Genomic DNA, 20,413 nt, shown 5'->3' on the forward strand with positions numbered 1-20,413 from the left:
GGAACGCATCCCGGCCGGACGGTCGGAGCGTTCCCGGCGGCGTATCAAGGTGAAGGAACCTCGCACCCTGGCACGCCCACGGAACGCATCCCGGCGATGCCGTCGTGAAGGAGNGAATTCTGGTCGACATCATCGGCGATCGAGCGCGTGCTCTGGCGCTTATCGATCNCAGAGGAAGGGATCATTTCCTCGCCGTTCTGGACCGTCTGGCGAGGATCTACCACGGAATAGACTGCAAGATCTACAAGTACAGCCTGGAATGGCTGGACGGACCGCGCCCCCTCAAGGCGAGAGGCATCTACGGCGATCTTTGGATTGCCTGGCGCTGAGCCGGACGTGGCGGAGNGCACTCGCACCCTTTCCGGAACGTTTCCTCGGCCGAACGGCCGGGGTGCGTTCCGGCGCACGGAAGTAGCGAACCGTTCGACGCTGATTTTGGAGGAATGTATGCGTCGGTTTGGTAAGCGGCTGGNGGCGGACCTGGGCCAGCGGTCGGGGNGTCACCACCTGGGGGTGGCGGCGTTTCTGTGCCTGCTGGAGCTNCTGTTGCTGGTCAGTGTCGAGGTGCTGGTCGTGCACCTGNTGATGGCCATCGCGATCTTCGGTCAGGACTTGGTCGACGCGGCGGTGCGGTCGGACAAGCCCACGACGAGCCCGGGGGCTGGGCCGTCGGTGTGAGCGGGTCGCGGGCAGGGGGCGCACCCGCGCGAGTGTGCCCCCTGCCTACGGCCGGGACCGGCCGGTGACCCAGGAAGGGGCAGTGATCTGTGTCTGTGCGTGGCACTGTCTCGCCGGATTTCGAGACCCGGTTTCGGCTGGGGGTCTGGCGGGAGTTGATCGAGTCGGCGGTCGTGGAGTGGGCGCCGGAGGAGACGACGAACCTCTACGGCAGCGGCTTCGACGGTACCGAGATCGAGTTCCTCGACGGGGGCCCGGAGGAGGAGATCCGGGACTGGCTGCTCTTCGGTCTCGGTGACCTGTTCTCCCTCGCGTCCCGTCTCGGGGACCGGGCGCCGTCGGCGGAGGAGNTGGGCCGGGACTACGTGCTTTCGCGGCAGGGAGCCGGGGCGGGCCTGTGGGATCGCGGCTTCGGCCCGGAAGGTGACCGGCTGCATCAGCAGGCCCGTGTCTACGGCGACATTCAGCTGGAGGTCGCGGGACGTGAGGACGACTGCGACAGCTGGACCGTGNGGGTCCTCTGACCCGCCAGTCCTGCCCTGTCCGACCCTGAGCGGAGGGATCTTCTCATGATCAGTTTTGTGGGTCCGGGTGAGATCCGGTCGGTGGTGCTGCCCTGGACCGAGGTGTGTATGCACCTGGGCGTCGCGGGCCGGCGGATGTCCTGCCAGGTCCAGACCTCGCCCGGCAGGGGCGCGGCGGTGCAGCTGCTCGACGACGACGGCCGGCCGTTCAGCTTCCCGATCACCCTCGGCGAAGCCGGTTTCCACACCGACGCGGATGGACGGATCTACACCTACACCTGACCGGTTGAAGGGAGGCGGTTGCTGGTGATGATGTCGCTGCTGGTCGACGGCCAGCCGGTCGACACCTTGGAAGACGACTCCGAGTCCGTCACCGTCGAGATCGACGGCGACGGCCCGACCCACCGGTGCGGTGCCTGCGGGGACGAACTGATCGAGACCGCGGACGGCCGGTGGCTCGGCGAATCCTCCGGCGCGGACTGCCCCGACGCCGACCCCGACGACGGTGAACCGGCGGCGGGCGGGCACGTGCCGCAGGCGGTGCCGCTGAGCTGGTGCAACCATGCCGGCGTCGCCACCGACGACGCCGAGGACTCGGTGACTGTCCACATCTCTGTCGGGGACCCGCGCGGGGCGTTCACGTTCACGGTGCGCCGCGTGCCTGACGACGCCGACAGCGTGCTCGCGGGCCGGCTGCTGCTACATGTGCCGTCCCCGGACGCGCCGGGCGGGCACCGGCCACTCACACCGCTACACGACGGCACCTACCTGATCGGCAGCTGACCATCTCACATCGCCGTCCCCGGACCGTTCGGTCCGGGGACGGCGTCAGCCTGCCCGCCCGCCGCGACCGGGCGGGCGTCACGGAAGGAGTGACGCCGTGGACGTGGAGACCCGCGTGGACTACCACGAGCTGTCCGTCGACGCGCAGGACACGGTTACCGAGATCCTGAACAGCGTCCGGGTCGCCGACGCTCCCGCGTTGGCGAGCGTGCTGCGGCTGACCGACCGGCCGGGCGGCTATGACGCGGACACCAGTCTGTACGTCGCCGACGCCCTCACCAAGATCGGCCGGGAGGCTGTGGCGCCCGGAACCGTGGACGGTCCGGCCCACCTCGACAATGCCGAGGGGCTGCGGGAGCTGGAGAAGCTCGGCTACCTCACGGTGCACGATCTTGCCTACGAGACGTCCAGTTCCAGCTACCTCGACGAGGGACGCAGCCTGACCGCGATCCGCGTGCTCCGGCCGTTCCACACCGTCGGGGTCGTCTACCGGTGGCGGTGCGCGCTGATCGGCCCGGCCGACCAGTGGGACATCGTCACCCGCCCGGGGGTGGTCTGGCCCGGCGTGTACGTGCACGGCGCGGTCGGGGACTACCGGTCGCGCGACGTCGGGCTGGTGTACGCCGGCCCGCCCGAGCTGGACACCGACGCGCTGATCTACACGATCCGCGAGGACTCCGACGTGTTCACCTGCCACGCCGTCTGTGACCGGTGCGGCGCCGACTGGTATGCCGACGGCGGGTCGTGGATCTTCCGCGCCAACCGTGGACACGTCGATTTCGATTTCCACGACGCACGCCGCCACGACGGCAACACGGTGATGTGCCCGGAGCCGCTGTGCGTGTCCGGCCGGGTCGGCTTCACCGTCGGCTGACCCCGGCCACGGCCGACACCCCCGTTCGTCGCGGGCCGGGTGACCGGGCCGCGCCTCTTCCCACCCACTGAAAGGAAGGCAGGGCCGCCGCATGCCCGAGAGCACTCCGACCCTCCAGAGCGCGACCGACTTCGTGCTCTCCCACGNGACCGACGACGACCTGACCCGACTCGCCGCCGCGATCAAGCAGCGACGGACCGCGTTGGCCTCGATCCGGACTGCCACGCTGACCACCGGCGTCGCTGTCAGGATCGCGAACGTCAAGCCGAAGTACCTCGACGGGCTGACCGGCCGGATCGCCCAGATCGACGGCAAGCACGCCACCGTGGCGCTCGACGCCGACTCCACCGACCGGCTGCGTTACANGTCGCAGTCCCGCTACGTCTTGCCCGCCGAGGCGACCAGCTTCGACCTGCGCGGCATCCCGCTGATCTGCTGCCTGCCCACCGGCTGACCCGCCGGCCATGCCGGGCACGCTGGCCCGGCTGACCGGTCCGCGCTGCTCACCCTTGGAGTGCACCATGCCACCTGCGGCAACCATGCGCGTCACCATCAGCGGCGTCCACAGCGAGTACGAGGTCCCGGCCACCGACGAGCGGTGGAACGGCTGGGCCGTTCCTGGCTTCACCGCCAGCCAGGTCCGCCAGTTGGCGGCCGAGGCCGCTGCGCTGGCCGCGACCGTACCCGCCGACGAGGTCGACACGATCACGATCGGCGACGACGGCACGGTCTCCGTGCACAGCGGCCGGTGGGACTCCACGACCGTCGTCGAGCCCGCCCCGGACGGCCTGTACTACATCGGCGCCTACGACTGGGCCTGGGAAATCGTCCCCGACCCGCCTCGCGCGCATCCGCCTACCTGATCGGCCGCCGTTCGGTCCACACGCGGGCCGGCCACCGCGGCGCCCGGGGGGCGGCCTTCCCTCCGCGCCCTTCCCGCACCGGAGCCGCCCATGACCGCGCCCACCGCCGCCCCGCCCCGGGTCGGTGTCCACATCGCCGAAGACCTCGACTACTACGCCGCACCGCTCGGCGACCCGGAGATCGTCGCCGAGGAACGCGGCCACTTCGCCGACGGAACCTGGACGGCCTACCTGCTGTGCACCGTCGTCGAGTGCCCGCACTGCGGCCACCGCCACACCACCGACGCTCTCGGCGGTGTGGTTGCCGATACGACGTCGTTGGTCGGCTCGATCGTCTGGGCCGACGACCCCGGGCTCGCGGACACCGGCGACTACCTGCATGAACAGATCCGCGACCTGATCCACACCGAGCAGGTCAACCCCACCCCACCCACGGAATGGGTGCCCCTGCCCACCGACTGACCCGCCCGCCGCTACGTGCGGCCACCACCCGAAGTGACGTACCGCCATGGATGACCTTGATGCCGCGATCGCGGCAGCCGACCACGCCTACCGGCAGACCGCGTTCGCCCACGCCCAGACCACCGACNGGCTCGTCTTCCTGCTCGCGACCCGCATCGCCCGCAACGTCCGCCGCGTCGGCGCCTACCGGGATGCGACCGAGATCGGCGTCGATAGTGATCACCAGTTGGACGTGGTGTGCACCCTGACCGACGTCCTCGCCGAACGCAACGGCGACCCCGCCTTCGAGCACGTCGCCAAGCAGGTCCGCGGTGACCTGCTCCGCATCGCCGACACCGGCCACTTCCACGCCGACAACCGGCTCGTCCAACTCCCACGCACCCCGCCCACCCGAGGGAGGTAGGCCCATGCTGTTCGACCTGTCCACTCTCCCGACTGCCGACGAGGCCGACCTCAGCGAGGCCCTGTCCGCGATCAACGCCGAGCTACGGCGCCGGATCACCAGCGACGACGGGCTCGCGTCCCTGGTCCGCCAGACCTGGCCGAACGCGGTCGCCGTGCTGTGCGACGTCGACTGGGACGACTACCCGACCGCCTCGGCCGAAGGCGTCCTCCTCGCCGACAACACCACCATCGACGTCGCCCCGGCAAGCGCCCCCGAGCAGTGGGACGCGATCCGCGACGAGGTCGCGAACCTCGCCGCCGTCGACGGCGCCATCAGCGACGATTACGAGCACGGCCACCTGATCCGCTTCGACACGGCACCCGCCGCCGCATCGGCACCCGTCCTTGCCGCGGGCTCCGATGCGCCCCGGAGCTGACGGTGGGCCGCCCACCACGCCGCCGCCCGGCCCGCGCGGCGGCCGACCTCGACGATCTGGGACGGCGGCCGGTCAACCGGGGCGGCCTGCCGACCGACGACGATCGCCTCGACGCCCACGCGCTGCTGGCACCACTGACCGGCAGCCACGGCGAGCGACACGAAGCGCTGCGCGCCGCCGGGATCGGTGACCACTCGATGCCCAGCTACGACCCGGATCGGATCGTGCGCATCCTCACCGCGCTGCGCGACCGGCTGACCCACGACATCGACACCTGGACCTACGCCCGAGTCTCTCGTGCCTGGGTCGAGCAGCACCGGCGGGACGTCCTGCAACACGGCGACTGCNCCCGCTGCGCCCGCCCCTGCCACAGCTGTGCCGTCTGGGCCGACGCGCTCGATCTCGAACGGGCCGACGACGACGGCCGGCCCGTCTGGCACCCACGACCCGTCGCGGACGCCCAACGCCCAACGCCCCGGGCTCTGAATTTCTCCCACGAACGGACCAATGGCAATGGCACCTGAATTTCCTCTGCCCAGACGGTTTTTCGGCGGCCCGGTGGTAGCCGGTATCTACATCCCTCGCGCGGGCATCTACACCCCGCTGTGGGCCGTGATCGCCGAAAGCGTTCGGCCTGACGAGTTTCATGTCGGGCTGCTCCACGACAACCAGAACGGCATCGACGGCTCGTACGACCNCCCCGACTGGGACCAAGCCCTCGACCGGATACGCGAGAAAGCCGACACCTGGCGCAACGCCCGCCAGTAGCCGCACCGCACCCCAGCCCGCGACGGCCTTGCCTCGACGGCCACCTCCGCGAAACACCCAACACCGCCCCGCGCCCGTAACGGTCGGGATGATGAGAAAGGAACGACGGCGATGAGTCTCATCACCGAACGCGAACCGAAGCTGTTCGTCAACGAGGCCAACCGGCGCCTCACCTACCAGTGGACCGTGCGCCGGGTCGACGAAGACACCGACCCGGCGACGCTGCTCGTCAATCTGACGATCCGCCATTTCGGGAGCAGCAAGGAGTACTACGCCGAGCTGCGCAACGAGACCGAGACCGATCGCGGCGTCGGGATCACGAAGTACGGCATGCACGACCCGGTGTGGCACCGCCGCCAGCCCGTGGCCCGGTACTCCCGCAAGGGCCTGCGCGCGTTCGCGGAGCAGACCCTCACCGCGCTGCGCCAGGCCGACACCGCCGGTGAACCGCTGCATGTGGATCTGGTCGACACGCCGCCGGCCGACGCCGCCCGCGACACACACCCGCCGGTCACCGCCCCGGTCGGCGGCCCTCCCCAAGGAGATCAGTGATGCGCGCGGAGATCCTGCGACGTGGATGGGCGACGCTGGTCCGTCGCGCGCTGGGCCGACGGTCCGAGACGCCGTACGCATGTGCCCAGCGGCGGCAGGAGNAGGTCCGCGACGCGTTCCTGACCGCCCGCGACGAGTGGCGACTGCTGTTGGAGATCCTCATCGAGGGTGAGACCCGCGCAGTGTNCCCGGCCGCTACCGAGCTGGAGGTCGAGACCTTCACCGACGAGCTGGGCGAGCCACGCGGCCGGCTGATCAGCATCCTCACCGATGAGGGCAGCGCCGACGAGGACGAAGAGGCGGTCACGGAGCGGATCTCCGAGCTGCTCGACGAGTGGTCGATCGTCGCCGACCCCGACACCACGGACATCGCCTTCACTCTGCCGGCCGGCCCACCCCGGCCGGCGGCAACGGCCGTCCCGTGACAAGACCGGGAGCCCGGCGCGACCGCACCGGCCCCGGTCAGGACCGCCCGGGTCGCGGCCCGACGCGAGCGTCGGGCCGCGACCGCGACCTTCCCTCATCGGATTCGGAGGCACCTCCATGCCGCCCGACAGCCACTACCTGGTCCACGCGCGCCTGACTCAGNCGTACCGACCAGCCGTCGGGCATCGCCATGCCCCCGCATTCCGGTGGATCAGAGCAATCCCCGCACATACGAACAGCCCTCTGCCTGCGCGGGCGGCCCTGATGGGCCGCCCGCGCGTCGAGCTGGAAACCATAAGGAGGTGCAGTGAGGTGACGCGGCAGAATGTGTACGAGATCGTCACCGACACCGTCGTCAATGCTTTGGAGAACGGCACGGTTCCGTGGCATCAGCCGTGGAACGTCGACGTCGGCGTGCCCCTGTCCCTGGCGACGGGGAAGCCCTACCGGGGCGTCAACCCGTTCCTGCTCGGGCTGACCGCCGTCGCGAACGGCTACCGCTCACCGTGGTGGGGCACCCTCAAGAAGATCAACGAACGTCGCGGGACCGTCCGTAAGGGCGAGCACTCCACCCTGGTCGTCTTCTGGAAGTCCTACCTCCACAAGGCACGGGCCGACGACGAGCAGGACGAGCNCCGCTTCCTGCTGCGCTACTACCGGGTGTTCAACGCCGACCAGGCGGACTGGGCCGACGGCACCGAGCCCACCTACGCCGCCGGTGGCCGGCCCGACGTCGAACGCATCGCCACCGCCGAGACCATCGCCGACGGCTACCCGGACGCCCCGACTGTCCGCACCGGTGAGGCGGCGTACTACGAGCCCGGCGCCGTCGACCGGGTGACCATGCCGCCGATCGAGGCGTTCGACTCCGCCGAGGCGTACTACGCGACCCTGTTCCACGAACTCACCCATTCCACCGGTCACGAATCCCGCCTTGACCGGGACGGCGTGCGTGNCGGCTCGTTCGGCCGGTTCGGTGACCCGGTCTACTCGAAGGAGGAACTGGTCGCCGAGATGGGCGCGGCCCTGCTGTGCGCCATCGCCGGGATCGACCAGAAGGCGCTGGTCGAGAACAGCGCCGCCTACTTGCGCTCGTGGCTCGACGTGCTGCGCGAGGACAGCAAGCTGGTCGTCCAGGCCGCCGCTCAGGCCCAGCACGCCGCCGACCACATCCTCGGCGTCAGCGTCGCCGAGGACGGCTGACCTGCCGATCATCGACCGGCACACCGGCATCGCGATCGACCTGCCCGACGAGCTTCCCGCCGGCTGGACGATCGTCGACCACGGCGAGGGGTTCGAGGTCCTGCGCACGTCCAGCCCGACCACCACCGTGGAGATCAACCTGATGGTCGGGTTGAGCGGTGGGAAGAACGGCGACGGCCCCGCCGATGTCGGCGTCTGATTCTTCCTGATCATCGACGGCGGCCGGCCCATCCCCGTTGGCGAGTGCGAGGGCTGGGACACGGGCCTGTCCTCTACTCACCTACACCGATTACTCACCTACACCGATCGAATGATCTTCGGGGAGGTTCGGTGAGTACCGCGGCGCTGCGCGGCCGGCTGGCCGACTGACGCGTCACCGACCAGCGCGGCGCTGCCGCCGTCCGCTTCCCCGTCGTCCGCGTCCCACGGCTCTACGGGCGGTCCGAGGACCGGCACGACGGCGAGGCCGCCGTCGTGCCGGTCCTCGCCCACGGGTTGCTCGCCGAGCGTGCAGCCCAGACGTTGCGTGCCGCCGGCCGGGTCATGGTCGTCGGCGAGCTGCGGTCCGCCGACGGACAGCAGACAGCGATCCTCGTTCGGCGACCTCGGCGTGCCGCTGTCCGCCGCCTCACCCGCGCGGCCGGGCCGACGCGTCGCTGGACGCGCGCGGTCGGACGACGCGCTCGATCTCTCCGGGGTCGCGCCGTCCCCTGCGCCTTCCCCGTCCTGGGGGCCGTGTCCGCCTCGCACCGGGAGGTTCCTCTATGTCTCGCATCATCGCGCCCCGCTTCGAGTTGGACCTGTGGCCGGGCACGGACAGCCTCTACATCGTCGTCGACCTGCTCAAGCCCTCCCTGCGGCTGATGCTGCCGATCGAAGGCCCCTACTCGGCCGAGTACGCCGACATCCGCCTGCGCACGCTCGTGCCACGTGAGGTCGCCGAAACGCTGCTGACGCTGGCGGGCGCGGCGATGACCACCGGCCGGGCCGCACCCGTCCACCACCTCACCCGACCCACCTGACGTCCCGACCACCACACCGGCCGAGCGCCCCCGCCCCTTTTCCGGGGCCGGGGGCGCTCGGCATTTATCCGAAAGGAGGCTGCTCCGATGGGCGCATCGTCACGGCCTGTTCGCAGCCCGTCCGGCCCGACACCTGCCACCCGGGCAGACGCGCTCGCCCAGGTCCATCGGATCGCCGAGGCGGTCGACCATGCCTGGCACACCGCCCACAGCTCCGACCGGCCCGAGATCCCGCTGTCGGTCGTCGCGGCGCTCGCGCTGCGCACCCCTGCCGATGCCGACGAACGGGCCTGGGTCGCCGCCCAGCTAACCGACGCCGACGACGCCGGGCTGCTCGGATTCCTGCGCGCGACCTGGCGGCTTTTCGCCCACACCCGTCCCGACCTGACCCCCCGGATCGCACCCCTGACGATGCCGTGGTTCACCACCCCACCCCCCGACCGTCAGCTGCTGCACGCGGTGCGCCGGATCGTGCAGGCGGCGCTGGGCGCGGGCCTGCACGAGCTGCTCGCCGTCGCCCGCGACGACGTCGACCTGTTCGGCCCGCTGCTGGAGGTGCTGCGCACCCCCGGTGCCCGCACGGCGCGCAGCCAGTTCTACAGCCCACCCGACATGACCGACCTCCTCGCCGCCTGTCTCGGCACGCCGCAGCCCGGCGAGTCGGTCCTTGAACCCGCCGCCGGTACCGGCGGGCTGCTGCGCGCCGCCGCGCAGACCATCCGGGAACACGGCGGCGACCCCGCGCAGGTTCGCTGGGTCGCGGTCGACACCGACGAGCTCGCCCTCGCCGCCCTCGCCATCAATGTGATCATCTGGCGGCTCGGTCCGCATGTCCTGATCGCCCACGGCGACGCCCTGGCCGACGACTGGCAGGCCCGCGCCGTCGGCGAACGCGCCGAGGCCATCACCCTCGCCCGCGATGTTCAACGGGCCGCGTCCGCGCTCGACCTGCTCCGCCGCCTCGACCGGACAGACGGCGACCGTCCCTGATTCCACGACCAGGCGGTCCGCGCGCGGGCTACCCCGTGCCGCTTATCGGCGCGGACGTCTCCTCAGCTGTTTCGTTCGCCCAGAAAGGGGCGCTCTGATGGGTATTCACTTCGCGACGTTCGGGCGATGCCCGGATGATCCGGCGACGGTGCTGTGGCGGGTCCACGACGAGTCGCACCCGCCGGTCACGGTGCTGTCAGGTCGGATGGAGAACGTCCCCGGCCTGAAGGCCCCGCACATGATCGAGGACGATCTGAGAAGGCTTCTTGCGGTGGAACATCCAGCGGTCTGGAACCAGATCGGCGCGTACCGGCAGGCGGTCCGCCCGCCGGCCACACCGCCCTGCGGCCGACTGCGCTGCGCCACGGCGACGCGACACACCCACCGCGTCTACAAGCCCGGGGATGTGGTCGCCCTGACCGCGGGGGACCCGCAGGAGTCCCCGCAGGCGTGGCCTTTCCCGTTCTGGGCGATTGTCGGCGAGCGCTCGGAGGACGACGCCGGCNGCGTCGGGATCTGTGTCGATATCGGCGTCGGCCGTCGTCGTCATTTCGTCGGCCCGCAGGAGATCCGCAGGCTTCGCCCGGACGAGATGGTCATCACCCCGTCGACCGGGTGACACAGCGTGCCGAGGACAGGCGCGTGTCCGTGTCCACCGCGCCCCGTCACCCTCACCTGCGATCTCTGACCAGCCGCGTCCGCGACTCCGCTGCTCCGGTGTTTCGACCGGGCGGGCAGCGACCGGCCCCCAACCCCACCGGGCGTCGACGCCCGGAAAGCCTCGATTGGAGCCCTGCCATGCCCTCGGACCCGCGGGTGTCGGTCCACCGTCCCCGGCCCGACACCATCCACGTGACCGTCCGCCCGGCCGCGGACAGCGCCACCCTCGGCGCCGCTCTCATCGGTCTGCCCGACGGCGCGTTCTACGTCGACCACCACGGCGACCCGACCCACGTGACCCTGATCTTCCGCGTGCCACCGGCTCCGCCGCCGGAGGTGGTGGTCCCGCCCGCCGGCTGGACCCCCGCCACTAACGGCCACCGACCCGCCGCCGGCCCTGCCGCACAGGCCGTGCGCACCGTCACGGCCGGGCTGCTGTTCGGCACCTACGACCGTGACATCCTCCGCCCGCCCCTCGACCGCACCCGGCCGACCGTGCTCACCATCGTGCGCCTCGTCCGCGTCCGCGCCGGCACCCTCGGCCGACCGCATGGACCGGCACCTACCCCGGCGAGGTGGAGCGCCGGGCATTCGACTGGATGATGCCCGCCCCGTACGAGGCGTTTCCCGACCTCAACCGCCTCCACCGCGAAGCCGTCTGGGACCCGCACACCGGCCACTGGACCCGACCCGTCACCCCCACAGCCCCAGCGACCACCCCTGACCACCTTCCAGCGCGGGACAAAGGGGCAGGCCGCTTTCCTGGAAAGCCCCCGACAATGATCAAAATTGTGGTGGTGCCGGCGGACCCGGCGCTGCCGGTCCGCCTCGTCGACCACGACGAAACCAGCCTGCGCGCCGCCCAGACCCTCGTGGGCGGCTCCATCGAACCGATCGACTTCACCAGCCCCGCGGCGACGCTCTACGTCAACGAGAACGGCAAGGTCGACGGCCTGCCGCGTAACGGCCGGGCCACCCTGCTCACCTGGGTCCACGCCCCGCAGCTACGCGGGAAGGACGTGATCGCCNGGGACGCCTACCTGACCGGCCCAGTCCGCCGCGGTCTCGACAGCGACGCCTCCGCCGACCTCATCGCGGTCCTGACCGGCACCGCCACCCAGGTGCAGACGCGGTCCCGCCACCGCCGCGGGTGGACAACCGTCCCGGACCGCGTGGACACGGCCTACGACACGCCGTTCGACGCCTACGCCACCGCCCTGCTCGCGCTCGAAGATCCGGATGTCCTCGACGTGCGTGTCCTTCCCGCCGGCCGAAGCTGAACAGCCAGCGGCAGGGGNTCGGCGGCCGTCGCGTCCCGGCGGCGAGGTCGAGATGTCAGCGGTGCACAGCCGCGCACCGGGCTCGGCGAGGTCCAGCCCCTCACCGCGCGGATCATCAGGCGCCGCCGGGTCAAGTACGGGCGAGAGGGCGACCGCGATCGCCGCACACCCGCTGCCCGCGGTCCCGGTGACCGCAGAGCGGCGCCGCGTCGGCGTGCGGGCTTCTCGTCACCCTGTTCCCTTCCGACCTCGCCCTCGGGAAAGAGAGGTGTTTGCTGTGCGTGAATTCATCGCCCGCCGCGGCGACGACGAGGAATGGCTGTGCCGGTGTGACAACACCCCGGGCGGCGAGGGATTCGTTCCCGTCATCGGACATCGCGAGGCTGCGCCGGGGTCGGCTCGGTGGCGTGGTCACTATTGCTGTTTGCGCTGCGGCCGGCTCATTCACTGGCCGACCCGGGAAATCGTCGGCCGCCTCGACTTCGCCGATCTCACCCTACGAGACCGCCCCCAGCAGGGGCGGTGGCCGGGCCGGCTGCGCCGCGCCGCCTGAAAGGACAGACAATCATGGCCCACGAGCAGGATAGCCTGACCGTCCGCACGCCTGTGCAGGTGCGGGTCGGCGATGGCCACCTCTGGAGGTTCGGCCGGATCGCGAAGGTTGACGGTGACCGGTACGTCGTCGACCTCGGCGCCGACGGCACGGTGACCACCACCCGCAACAACATCAGAAGACTGTGACGCGCACGGAGCGGGTCGGGCCAGGCGCGCGGGTAGCGGACCCTGTCGAGGACAGGCCGCTACCCGCCAGACCAGACTGGAACCATCCGGTCCCTGCCACGACACCCGACCCGACCACCGAAGAGGACGCCGCGGTGAACATCGAGTCCCACATCCTGCTGGACACGACCATCGGCGAGGTCCAGGACGCGCTGCGGGCCGGCGACCAGCCCGCCCTCGCGGTCCTGNAAGGCGAACCCACCCGCGAGCACCGCTTCGCCGACTACCTGCGTGACCCCGCCAAGGCCGTCAGGTACGAGCAGCAGCTAGCCCGCGAGGTCGCCGGCACGGACCTGGAACGGCTGATCATCGCCGTGCCGATGATCGTCACCCCGCTTCCGGCCGTCGGCGAGGAATCGATGCGCCTGCGCTCGCCCTACACCGGGCCGCTGCGCGACGACCTCGACGAATACAACGTGATCGCCTACACGATCTTCGATGTCGAGGAAGGCGCCTCCACCGGGATGGCGCTGTTCACCCGCAACCCCGACGNCACCTACACCTTCGGCCTCGACGGCGACGAGAAGTTCACCGTAACCGTCCCGGTGAACCCGTCGCGGACGTTCCCCGGCATGGCGCTGCTGCGCGAGATCCTCGACGAGACCCTGCACCTGCGCGCCGACCTGCGGCGAGAAGGCGACCCGGAGCCGCGCTGAAGTGCCCGCCCTTTCCGGCCCGCACCTGAGCCGCCCGACGCTGCCCCCCGACACGAAGGACATGCGGCATGAACGACGACACCTGGACGCTGGTCACCGACGTCGTCGGCCGTGTCCAGCGGGCGATCGACCGCAAAGAGGCGCCCGCGATCGTCATCCTCGATGGCGACCAGGGACGTCGCATCCTGTCCGACTACGACTACCAGCGTGACCAGGACGCCACCGCCGCCTTCGAGCACAAGGCCGCCGAGCACGCCCGTGCTCTGAGCCTGCGCCGGTTCGCCTTCGCCGTTCCCCAGGTCGTCATCGAGACCGAACCCGGCATCTTCAGCGCCAGAGCGGTCTCCAACCATCCGCTGCGCCCCGGCGAGCAGGAGACCATCGCCTGGACCGCCTACGACACCACCGACGGCGCCGACTTCGGCTTCGCCCCCTACACCCGCCGTCCAGGCGGACGGCCAGTCTTCGACGAGCCGGAGATCTTCGACGTGCCGATGCGGGCCGACGACCGTATGCCCGGAGTCCGTCTCCTACGCCAGCTCACCGACAGCTGAGCACGACGCCCACTGGCTGACGGGCATCCGCGCCACGGCACGCTTCGGTCACAGACCGCCGCATCAATACGCGGACAGGCGGTCCAGCAGTGAAAGGTGCGCGACCCCATGACCACCATCGCGAACACATCCGACCGCCTGAACATAGGCGCCGTGATCCAGCGGACAGTGTTCCCGCTCCCGCGGCTGCCGGTGCACCCTCGGTCATCATCCGAATGGCGAGAGACCAGTTCGTGTTTCCTCGAAGCCGTGCGGCTGCTCGTCCCGTGGTCGACGGGCGCCATGACGCGGGAAGAAGGAGGTGATCCAGGACGTGGAGGACGCGCTGACCATCGACACACAGGTCCAGCGAGCGGCCCGGCGTTACCGGCGTCGCCGGATGCTGATCCCGATCGTCGCCCAGCTGCTGCTCATGCTTCCCGCGGTCGCCTGCCTGATCGTGTGGCCACCGTTCGCCAGCCCCGGTGATGTCCATGGCCTCGCGGCGGGAGGGCTGGCGGTACTCGGCGGCGTCGCGGGTCTCGGCTTCCACAGCAGCCGGGTCGCCTGGGCGCTGGACAGGGCACCGCTCGCGCCGGCCAGCGCACGCGTCGCCTCCCACGCCCTCNCTCTGCGCAGGACGCTGCACGACCCCGACCTGGCGGGGATAGCACGCCACACCGAGGCCGTCAGGCTCCTCTACCTGCTGGCCCACGCGGCAGAACGCCTCGCTCGCGACCTCGGGAACACCATCCCCGGTCTGGCCNCCGCAGATCTCGCCACGACCGCGGCCACGGACGCGGACACGACCCGAGCCGACCTCCTCACCGGCGTCCGCCGCATCCTGGACACGATCGAGTCCGTCCAGCAGGTGATCCTCGGCCCCCTGGGTAATCACGGGATGCCCGACCCGCCGCTGGCTGGCCCCGATCCGCGGGAGAGCTTCGAGCGCACCGCCACCGGACTGGACCGCGCCGCCCGCGGCGCGCTCGATCTCGTCACCCTCGCCCTGACCCCACCGGCTCCCAACCACCCGCCGTCCCGGCAATGACGACTGCTCCAGCTCAAATCCAGCCATCACACCACCTGCCCGGCCGCGAGGCCCATCGCGGTAGACGCTCCCAANCCCCTCCGCGGGGGNGTCGCGTCAAATGCGCATGCGCGCCCTACATGGATGGCCGAGTAGCTCCGAAATAATCGTCCCCTTTCCACCTATATGCGGCGATCTTGATTACTTTGCCGCGGCCCGGAGCAGTGATCATCTGCCCGTTCCCGATGTAGATCGCGACGTGGTGGATGTTGGTGCGGGTGCCGTAGAAGACGAGGTCGCCGACCTGGAGTGATTCTCCGGACGCGACCACGGGTCCGGCCTCGTACTGGGTCTGCGCGGTGNGGGGCAGGTCGATCCCGGCGGCCAGGTAGGCGGNCCTGGTGAGCCCGGAGCAGTCAAAACCGCCCTCGCCCGGCCCGTCCCCACCCCACAGGTAGGGGATGCCGAGCTGCCCTTGGGCGTAGAGGACGGCGGCGTAGCCGGCATCGGATGGCACGGTGTCGGCGCCGAGGCCGTAGGTCGAGGTGTACTGGGCGGCCTGGGTGAGGACCTGCGCGACGTAGACGTCGGAGTTGTTGTAGTGCCACAGCGCCCCGGTCAGGTCGGTGGCGACGTGGTTGTCGCACAGGTAGGNCGCGGCGGCGTAGACGGCGTCCTGGGGGTTGTAGAGCGACGGCGGGCTCGCGCCGCCGGCGGGTAGCGGGNGGNGGGCGACGACCTGGGCGAAGGTGGGGGCGAGGAACTGCATCGGCCCGCCGGCGCCGGCTTCGTTGACGCCGCTGGTCACACCCGGCATTCGGCTACGGCCATGGTCAGATTCGATCTTGCCGATGGCGGCGAGGGTGGTCCAGGACAGGCCGGGGCAGGTCGCTGCTGCCTGCATGTAGAAGGCGAGGTAGTCGGCGGGGATGTCGTCGAGCGCGGTCTGGCTGGGGCTGCCGCCACTGCTGCTACAGCCGAGGACCCAGCCGACGACCGGCACGCACAGGACCCGTTCGGCCATCTGCGCGGCGGCGGCCCCCATCATCACGATGAGCAGGACCACCGTGGCGACGGCGGCGGCGAGGTACTTGGTCGTGGNCGTTCACCCCCAGCTACCGGTTGGGGGCATCGGCGCGGGCGGACGCAGCCCCGGCCCCATAGGGGTGTCGCCGGGTCGGCCGTCGACCGGGTCGGGGGGTCGTAGCCGGGGCCAGGCGCGGGTGAGCTGGTCGAGGGGGAGCCGGCCGCCGCGGGTAGCGGTCAGGGGCAGCCAGCGGGGAAGGGTGGGATCGAGCTGGGCCTCGGCGGGGGCGAGGGTGGCGGCGGTGGTGGCGACCGGGACCATGTCGGGCTGGTCGAGTCCGGCCAGTGCCGCGGCGAGTGCGCGGCGGGCGTTGGTCTCCCGTCCTGCGGTGGGGAACCAAAACAGCACCGGTGTGCTGATCCTTGTCGCCGCCGCGAGCCGACCGTAGTCGCCGATCTTCAGGACGAGCCGGTTGAGCTGCTCGGTGGCCCAGTCGAGTTCGAGGAACCATTCGATCTCGCCTCGGGGGGACGTCCAGCGGCCGTAGGNGTCGGGGCGGACGAGGTCCCCGAACGCGCGCAGGCAGCGGGTCTCGGACCACCAGGCGGTGAGCTTGCCGGGTGGGGTGGGGCGGCGGGCGTGGGAGATCAAGGCGGTGAAGAAGCCGTTGACGGCCACGGTGTGCGCCAGACGCAGGGAGTGGGCGATGGCCATCGCGCGGGTGTGGCGGTAGCCGGTCTCGCGCAGCTCGATGCTGTCCTCGGCAGCGAGCACGCTGGCGCCGGCGATGTCACAGACGTAGTGCGCCGGGGGTAGTCCCTGTCCGACGGGGACCAGGGGCTGGAAGCGGTCGAGGACCCGCCAGCGGTAGAGCTCCAACAGTCGGNGGTTCGCGGCCCGTCGGCTGGACCAGCCGACCTCGACGAGTTGGTGGGTGGTCAGTACCCGGTGCTCGTGGGCCAGCCGGGTGATCCACCGGTCGCGGGGTGAGAGGTGGCGGGCGAGGTACGTGACAAGCGCGGCGTCGGCGACGACCCGGCCGGGGGCACGGGGCGGGATGCGCAGGGCACGTTGGGGATGCGGGTAGGCGACCATGAGAACTCCGTGGTGGTCAGCGGGCGGATCGGCGGGGGTCGGCCTGGGGCTGCGGGGCCTGCGGGTCCGGCGGCGTCGGCGCGGGGGTGGGCGTCCGGCGACGCAGCGCGCGGCGGATCTGCGCGGCGCGGCCGGGCACCGGGGCGGGCAGCTTCTCGGTGCGCAGCGTGAAGGCCGGTGCCTCTTCGCCCGCGACGACGAGGCGGGCGGCGGCGTGGAAGACGCCGAGGTTGGCCAGGTCGTGCTCGGACAGGCGGGGTTCGACGTGGCGGACGAGCCGTTTCGCGTCGGCGGGCGACATCGTGAAGTAGATCTTGCTGCGGGCGTTCGCGGCGATGCTTTCTTCCAGGTGCCTCGGCAGCTGGGCGAGGTTCTGGTGCGCCATCGAGATCGACAGTCGGTAGCCGCGGGCGGCGGCGAGCATGTCCTCCAGCGCGTAGGGCAAGGTCAAGAAGTGGTGGGCCTCGTCCAAGAACAGGCTGGCGTCGGGCCGTTTCCCCTGGGGCATCCGGGCGCGCCGCGTGGTGGCCTGCCAGACCGCGGACACGACGATCGAACCCATCAGCGCGGCGGTCTCGACGCCGAGGGCGTCCTGGGCGATGCGGACCAGGCACACTCCGCCGTCGTTGAGGACGGTGTCCATGTCGACGGTGGACGGGCCGGNGGCGATCGCAGCCCNCACGAACGGGCGCAGCAGGAACCCGCGCAGCTTGTTCATCAACGGGGCGACGGCGTGGGCCCGCGCCGGTTCGGACAGCGCCTCGTACCACTGCCAGAAGCCGGCCAGGATCTCGTTGCCGTCACCCTTGTTGATCTCGCCGACCAGACGCTCCCGGTAGGCGACGTCGGTCAGGAGCCGGGGCAGCTGGGTCAGGACGGGGACCTCGGGCTGGGCGGCGAGGGTAAGAAGGCCAGCGCGGAAGATGTCGTCGGTCCGTGGGCCCCAGGACTCGTGGTAGACCCGGGAGAAGATGGAGACCAGGTTGTCGACGGCGCGTGACCNGTCGGGCTGGTCCAACGGGTTGAGGCACGGCGGCCGGCCCGACGATTCGGNGTCGAACAGGACGAGGCGGTCGACGGCGTCCAGCGGGTAGCGGGCGAGGATGTCCATGATCTGGTCGCCTTTCGGATCGACGTTGACCACGCCTCGGTGCGCGGCAATGTCGTCCAAGGTCATGCGGGCGAGTAGTTCGGACTTGCCCGAGCCGGTGGCACCGAGGATGTGCAGGTGGTGGCGGGCGTCGGGCACCCGCACGCCGACCGGGCGGGCATGGCCGCCGTCGGAACGGCCGAGCGGACGGACGGTCGGCCCGGGGGCGGCGACACCGGGTGGCGGGGCGACCGCTTTCGCCCCGGCGCGTTGCAGGCCGGGAGTCGCCTCGTCCACCGGCAGGTGGGCCAACACGCCGACCTCGGCGACGGACAGCAGGTCCCCACGGCCGAGCTGGCGGGCGGCGAGGACGGGCAGCGGGCGGCGTAGCCGGGCGCGCTTGTAGTAGTTGTGCTCGCCGTAGGCGGCGAACGCCGAGGCGATCGCATGTGCCCGGCCGCGCAGCTGGCCGCTGACACGGGCAGCGGTGTCCTCGTCGGCGGTGTCAGCGAGAACGGCGACGACGGCGTAGCGGACGCGGACCTCGAACTGGGCGCCGCGGCCTTTCGTGACGATCGCGCGGTCCTCCGCGGACAGCGCGAGGGAGGTCTGATGATCGACCTTCGTCGCCGTTGGGGTTCGGCGGGTGCGCCGGCTGCGACCTGGGNGGGGGGNGAGCAGGTCGAGCAGGCCACCGAGCAGGGTGGCCGAGCCGCCAGCACGCACTCGGCGGGCCGACCGGCGGGCCCTGGCGACGCGGCGCCCCGTCACTGGCCGGGCCAGGATCTGCACGACCGCCCGCTGGGTGCGCGCCAGCCCGCCGGGCGCGGCGAGCAGCGCCCGGACCGGGTCAACATCATGATCCGTACGGATTGGCAGCGCTTCCGGCCGGGCCAGGCGCAGTTCCCCGCCGGCGGCCAGCAGCCGCCGGCCCGGCCGGGCCGCGACGGGCAGCGGCGCGCGGGCGGGGGTGGCGCGGGTGTGGGCGCCGGGCCAGGCCGCCTCGACGGCCCGCTCCACGAATCCCTCAGGCACGACGCCGGGCACCCAGATCTGGATGCGGACCCCGTCGGCGTCGAACAGGTACTCCCACACCAGGTGCGGCTGGCCGACGAGCCGTCGCCAGGACGGCCGCAGCAGGCCGAGCAGGTTCGCCCACAGCGCGCTGGCGCCTGCCGGGTCGACGGTGGGCGGGGCCAGCACGGTGACCAGGCGCGCGCCGGCGGTGAGCCGCTGCTGGTAGCGGCGGCGCAGCCGCCGTCGCAGGATGAGCAAACCGGCGGCGGTGAGGGCGAGAAGCGGGCCGGCGATTGGNCCCCAGGCCACGGCCCAGGCACGCAGATGGCCCAGCAAGTGGTGGAGGANACCGGCGGGGNCGGTCAGGTAGGTGGTGAGCGGCGATGATGGCGTGGGAGCCGCCGCGGCGAACAGGTCCATGGTGACGANCTCCATGCGTCTCCAGCGGTGACGGTCAGGGGGCGTCGAGGTAGATCTGGCCGTCGGGGTCGTCCGGGGCGGCGGGTACGGCGAGGTCGAAGAAGCCGTCGTCGGTGTCGCCGGGTTCGGCGGCAAGTTCGGCCGGATTCGTCGTGATCAGCCGGTGTTCGACCGGTGACGCCAGGGCCTGGAAAGCGACCCGTTGAGTGCCTGCGGCCAGCAATCCCTGCCCGCGGTCGGCGGACAGCAGGAACTGCCGTTCGCCTTGGGACAGGTCGAAAACCTGGGTGATCTCGTCGATCGCCTGCGGTGCCTGGCGGAGCAGGATCTGGGTGGCGGCGTTGGTGACGATGGCCCGGCCGAGGTCGGTGGCGAGCACGTCGGCGGTGTCCTGGGTGGCCACGGTGAGCCCGGCCCAGTACTTGCGGGACGACTTCGCCATCCGGAACAGGAAGTCCGCGCCCGCGGGCTGGCGCATCAGCAGCCACGCCTCGTCCACGACCACGAGCCGGGGCCGCCGGTCGGCGGGGTTCGACACCCGCCGCCACACGGCGTCGAGGACGAGCAGCGTTCCAATGGCTTTGACCTCGTCGGGCAGGTCCCGCAGCGAGGAGACGACGAGGTGGCCGTCGCCGCGGCCAGTGGTCGGACCGTCGAACAGGCCGGAGAACGCCCCGGTGGTGAACGGGTGCAGCCGGGTGCCGAGTGTCACCGCCGCCGGGTCCTCCGAGGCGGCCAGTGTGGCGGCGAGATCGGCCAGCAGCGGCGCCGGCCGGCCCCAGCTGTGCGGGTCGGAGCTGATCCCCGCCGCCTGGTAGGTCGCGGTGATCGCGACGTCGAGGGCCGCCCGTTCGGCCGG

The 20,413-nt window shown here is 71.3% G+C and carries 19 protein-coding genes and 8 pseudogenes; 17 read left to right on the forward strand and 10 right to left on the reverse strand.

Annotated elements, in window-relative coordinates; translation table 11 throughout:
- Window positions 1–773 precede the first annotated feature (773 nt).
- From UK94_RS71635 to UK94_RS31090, 9 genes and pseudogenes are all read left to right on the forward strand, one after another.
- A pseudogene (locus UK94_RS71635) lies at window positions 774–1,028 on the forward strand (hypothetical protein); the annotation flags it as partial.
- Window positions 1,029–1,247: 219 nt separating this feature from the next.
- Window positions 1,248–1,484, forward strand: coding sequence for a hypothetical protein (locus UK94_RS31040; protein WP_157734534.1), 237 nt, complete (start codon window positions 1,248–1,250; stop codon window positions 1,482–1,484).
- A gap of 27 nt (window positions 1,485–1,511) precedes the next feature.
- Window positions 1,512–1,985 (forward strand): hypothetical protein, encoded by a 474-nt coding sequence (locus tag UK94_RS31045; protein WP_055752674.1) that lies wholly within the window; start codon window positions 1,512–1,514, stop codon window positions 1,983–1,985.
- Between the two features lie 97 nt (window positions 1,986–2,082).
- Window positions 2,083–2,859 carry a hypothetical protein gene (locus tag UK94_RS31050; RefSeq protein ID WP_055752655.1) on the forward strand — a complete coding sequence of 259 codons (777 nt, stop codon included), beginning with the start codon at window positions 2,083–2,085 and terminating at the stop codon, window positions 2,857–2,859.
- A 521-nt stretch (window positions 2,860–3,380) separates the two neighbouring features.
- Window positions 3,381–3,722, forward strand: coding sequence for a hypothetical protein (locus UK94_RS31060; protein ID WP_055752675.1), 342 nt, complete (start codon window positions 3,381–3,383; stop codon window positions 3,720–3,722).
- A gap of 90 nt (window positions 3,723–3,812) precedes the next feature.
- Window positions 3,813–4,184, forward strand: a complete 372-nt coding sequence (locus tag UK94_RS31065) for a hypothetical protein (RefSeq protein ID WP_055752657.1) — start codon at window positions 3,813–3,815, stop codon at window positions 4,182–4,184.
- A 407-nt stretch (window positions 4,185–4,591) separates the two neighbouring features.
- Window positions 4,592–5,005, forward strand: a complete 414-nt coding sequence (locus UK94_RS33330; RefSeq protein ID WP_235490831.1) for a hypothetical protein — start codon at window positions 4,592–4,594, stop codon at window positions 5,003–5,005.
- 2 nt (window positions 5,006–5,007) lie between these two features.
- Window positions 5,008–5,352, forward strand: a pseudogene (locus UK94_RS31080) (hypothetical protein); the annotation flags it as partial.
- A 532-nt stretch (window positions 5,353–5,884) separates the two neighbouring features.
- The gene (locus UK94_RS31090; protein WP_055752661.1) at window positions 5,885–6,325 is read left to right on the forward strand and encodes a hypothetical protein; all 441 of its coding nucleotides are present in this window, start codon (window positions 5,885–5,887) and stop codon (window positions 6,323–6,325) included.
- Between the two features lie 1,926 nt (window positions 6,326–8,251).
- Here the strand turns inward: UK94_RS31090 and UK94_RS31105 are convergent.
- A complete protein-coding gene (locus UK94_RS31105) occupies window positions 8,252–8,704 on the reverse strand; it encodes a hypothetical protein (RefSeq protein ID WP_055752664.1) in 453 nt (150 codons plus the stop codon).
- A 14-nt stretch (window positions 8,705–8,718) separates the two neighbouring features.
- Between UK94_RS31105 and UK94_RS31110 the strand changes: the two genes are divergently transcribed.
- The 8 genes and pseudogenes from UK94_RS31110 to UK94_RS71645 form a co-directional block, all read left to right on the forward strand.
- Window positions 8,719–8,976 carry a hypothetical protein gene (locus UK94_RS31110; RefSeq protein WP_055752665.1) on the forward strand — a complete coding sequence of 86 codons (258 nt, stop codon included), beginning with the start codon at window positions 8,719–8,721 and terminating at the stop codon, window positions 8,974–8,976.
- Window positions 8,977–9,063: 87 nt separating this feature from the next.
- Window positions 9,064–9,966, forward strand: coding sequence for an N-6 DNA methylase (locus UK94_RS31115; protein ID WP_055752666.1), 903 nt, complete (start codon window positions 9,064–9,066; stop codon window positions 9,964–9,966).
- A 97-nt stretch (window positions 9,967–10,063) separates the two neighbouring features.
- On the forward strand, window positions 10,064–10,471 hold a 408-nt coding region (locus tag UK94_RS31120; protein WP_235490833.1), incomplete at its 3' end, for a hypothetical protein.
- A gap of 293 nt (window positions 10,472–10,764) precedes the next feature.
- Window positions 10,765–11,229: a hypothetical protein gene (locus UK94_RS31125; protein WP_055752668.1), complete on the forward strand. Its 465-nt coding sequence runs from the start codon at window positions 10,765–10,767 to the stop codon at window positions 11,227–11,229.
- Window positions 11,230–11,417: 188 nt separating this feature from the next.
- Window positions 11,418–11,654 (forward strand): DUF3846 domain-containing protein (locus UK94_RS71640; RefSeq protein WP_235490834.1); only part of this gene is annotated, 237 nt, incomplete at its 3' end.
- A gap of 819 nt (window positions 11,655–12,473) precedes the next feature.
- Window positions 12,474–12,647: a hypothetical protein gene (locus tag UK94_RS34225; RefSeq protein ID WP_157734537.1), complete on the forward strand. Its 174-nt coding sequence runs from the start codon at window positions 12,474–12,476 to the stop codon at window positions 12,645–12,647.
- Between the two features lie 763 nt (window positions 12,648–13,410).
- Window positions 13,411–13,896, forward strand: a complete 486-nt coding sequence (locus UK94_RS31140; RefSeq protein WP_055752671.1) for a hypothetical protein — start codon at window positions 13,411–13,413, stop codon at window positions 13,894–13,896.
- 301 nt (window positions 13,897–14,197) lie between these two features.
- Window positions 14,198–14,503, forward strand: a pseudogene (locus UK94_RS71645) (hypothetical protein); the annotation flags it as partial.
- A 538-nt stretch (window positions 14,504–15,041) separates the two neighbouring features.
- Here the strand turns inward: UK94_RS71645 and UK94_RS71650 are convergent.
- The 9 genes and pseudogenes from UK94_RS71650 to UK94_RS31165 all read right to left on the reverse strand — a co-directional run.
- On the reverse strand, window positions 15,042–15,267 hold a 226-nt coding region (locus UK94_RS71650), incomplete at its 5' end, for an NlpC/P60 family protein (RefSeq protein WP_235490836.1).
- Window positions 15,268–15,302: 35 nt separating this feature from the next.
- Window positions 15,303–15,559: pseudogene (locus tag UK94_RS71660) on the reverse strand (hydrolase Nlp/P60); the annotation flags it as partial.
- Between the two features lies 1 nt (window position 15,560).
- Window positions 15,561–15,630 (reverse strand): annotated as a pseudogene (locus UK94_RS71665) (hypothetical protein); the annotation flags it as partial.
- 4 nt (window positions 15,631–15,634) lie between these two features.
- Window positions 15,635–15,953 (reverse strand): annotated as a pseudogene (locus tag UK94_RS76680) (hydrolase Nlp/P60); the annotation flags it as partial.
- Window positions 15,954–16,010: 57 nt separating this feature from the next.
- A partial coding sequence (locus UK94_RS71675) for a replication-relaxation family protein (RefSeq protein WP_235490838.1) occupies window positions 16,011–16,480 on the reverse strand: 470 nt, incomplete at its 5' end.
- A gap of 1 nt (window position 16,481) precedes the next feature.
- Window positions 16,482–16,818, reverse strand: a pseudogene (locus tag UK94_RS71680) (replication-relaxation family protein); the annotation flags it as partial.
- Between the two features lies 1 nt (window position 16,819).
- Window positions 16,820–17,027, reverse strand: a pseudogene (locus UK94_RS71685) (hypothetical protein); the annotation flags it as partial.
- A gap of 16 nt (window positions 17,028–17,043) precedes the next feature.
- The gene (locus tag UK94_RS71690) at window positions 17,044–17,670 is read right to left on the reverse strand and encodes a type IV secretory system conjugative DNA transfer family protein (protein ID WP_313949625.1); all 627 of its coding nucleotides are present in this window, start codon (window positions 17,668–17,670) and stop codon (window positions 17,044–17,046) included.
- A gap of 1,918 nt (window positions 17,671–19,588) precedes the next feature.
- Window positions 19,589–20,413 (reverse strand): ATP-binding protein (locus UK94_RS31165; protein ID WP_200912954.1); only part of this gene is annotated, 825 nt, incomplete at its 5' end.

The organism is Frankia sp. AvcI1, from assembly GCF_001420875.1.
In the GTDB taxonomy this organism is placed as follows: Bacteria; Actinomycetota; Actinomycetes; order Frankiales; family Frankiaceae; genus Frankia; species Frankia alni.

Excerpts from the sequence above, each read along its gene's own strand:
- UK94_RS31065 (WP_055752657.1), top strand. The coding sequence starts at position 3,813 with ATGACCGCGCCCACCGCCGCCCCGCCCCGGGTCGGTGTCCACATCGCC.
- UK94_RS31090 (WP_055752661.1), top strand. The coding sequence starts at position 5,885 with ATGAGTCTCATCACCGAACGCGAACCGAAGCTGTTCGTCAACGAGGCC.
- UK94_RS31060 (WP_055752675.1), top strand. The coding sequence starts at position 3,381 with ATGCCACCTGCGGCAACCATGCGCGTCACCATCAGCGGCGTCCACAGC.
- UK94_RS31125 (WP_055752668.1), top strand. The coding sequence starts at position 10,765 with ATGCCCTCGGACCCGCGGGTGTCGGTCCACCGTCCCCGGCCCGACACC.
- UK94_RS34225 (WP_157734537.1), top strand. The coding sequence starts at position 12,474 with ATGGCCCACGAGCAGGATAGCCTGACCGTCCGCACGCCTGTGCAGGTG.
- UK94_RS31115 (WP_055752666.1), top strand. The coding sequence starts at position 9,064 with ATGGGCGCATCGTCACGGCCTGTTCGCAGCCCGTCCGGCCCGACACCT.
- UK94_RS31110 (WP_055752665.1), top strand. The coding sequence starts at position 8,719 with ATGTCTCGCATCATCGCGCCCCGCTTCGAGTTGGACCTGTGGCCGGGC.
- UK94_RS31140 (WP_055752671.1), top strand. The coding sequence starts at position 13,411 with ATGAACGACGACACCTGGACGCTGGTCACCGACGTCGTCGGCCGTGTC.
- UK94_RS33330 (WP_235490831.1), top strand. The coding sequence starts at position 4,592 with ATGCTGTTCGACCTGTCCACTCTCCCGACTGCCGACGAGGCCGACCTC.
- UK94_RS31040 (WP_157734534.1), top strand. The coding sequence starts at position 1,248 with ATGATCAGTTTTGTGGGTCCGGGTGAGATCCGGTCGGTGGTGCTGCCC.
- UK94_RS71690 (WP_313949625.1), bottom strand. The coding sequence starts at position 17,670 with ATGGACACCGTCCTCAACGACGGCGGAGTGTGCCTGGTCCGCATCGCC.
- UK94_RS31045 (WP_055752674.1), top strand. The coding sequence starts at position 1,512 with ATGATGTCGCTGCTGGTCGACGGCCAGCCGGTCGACACCTTGGAAGAC.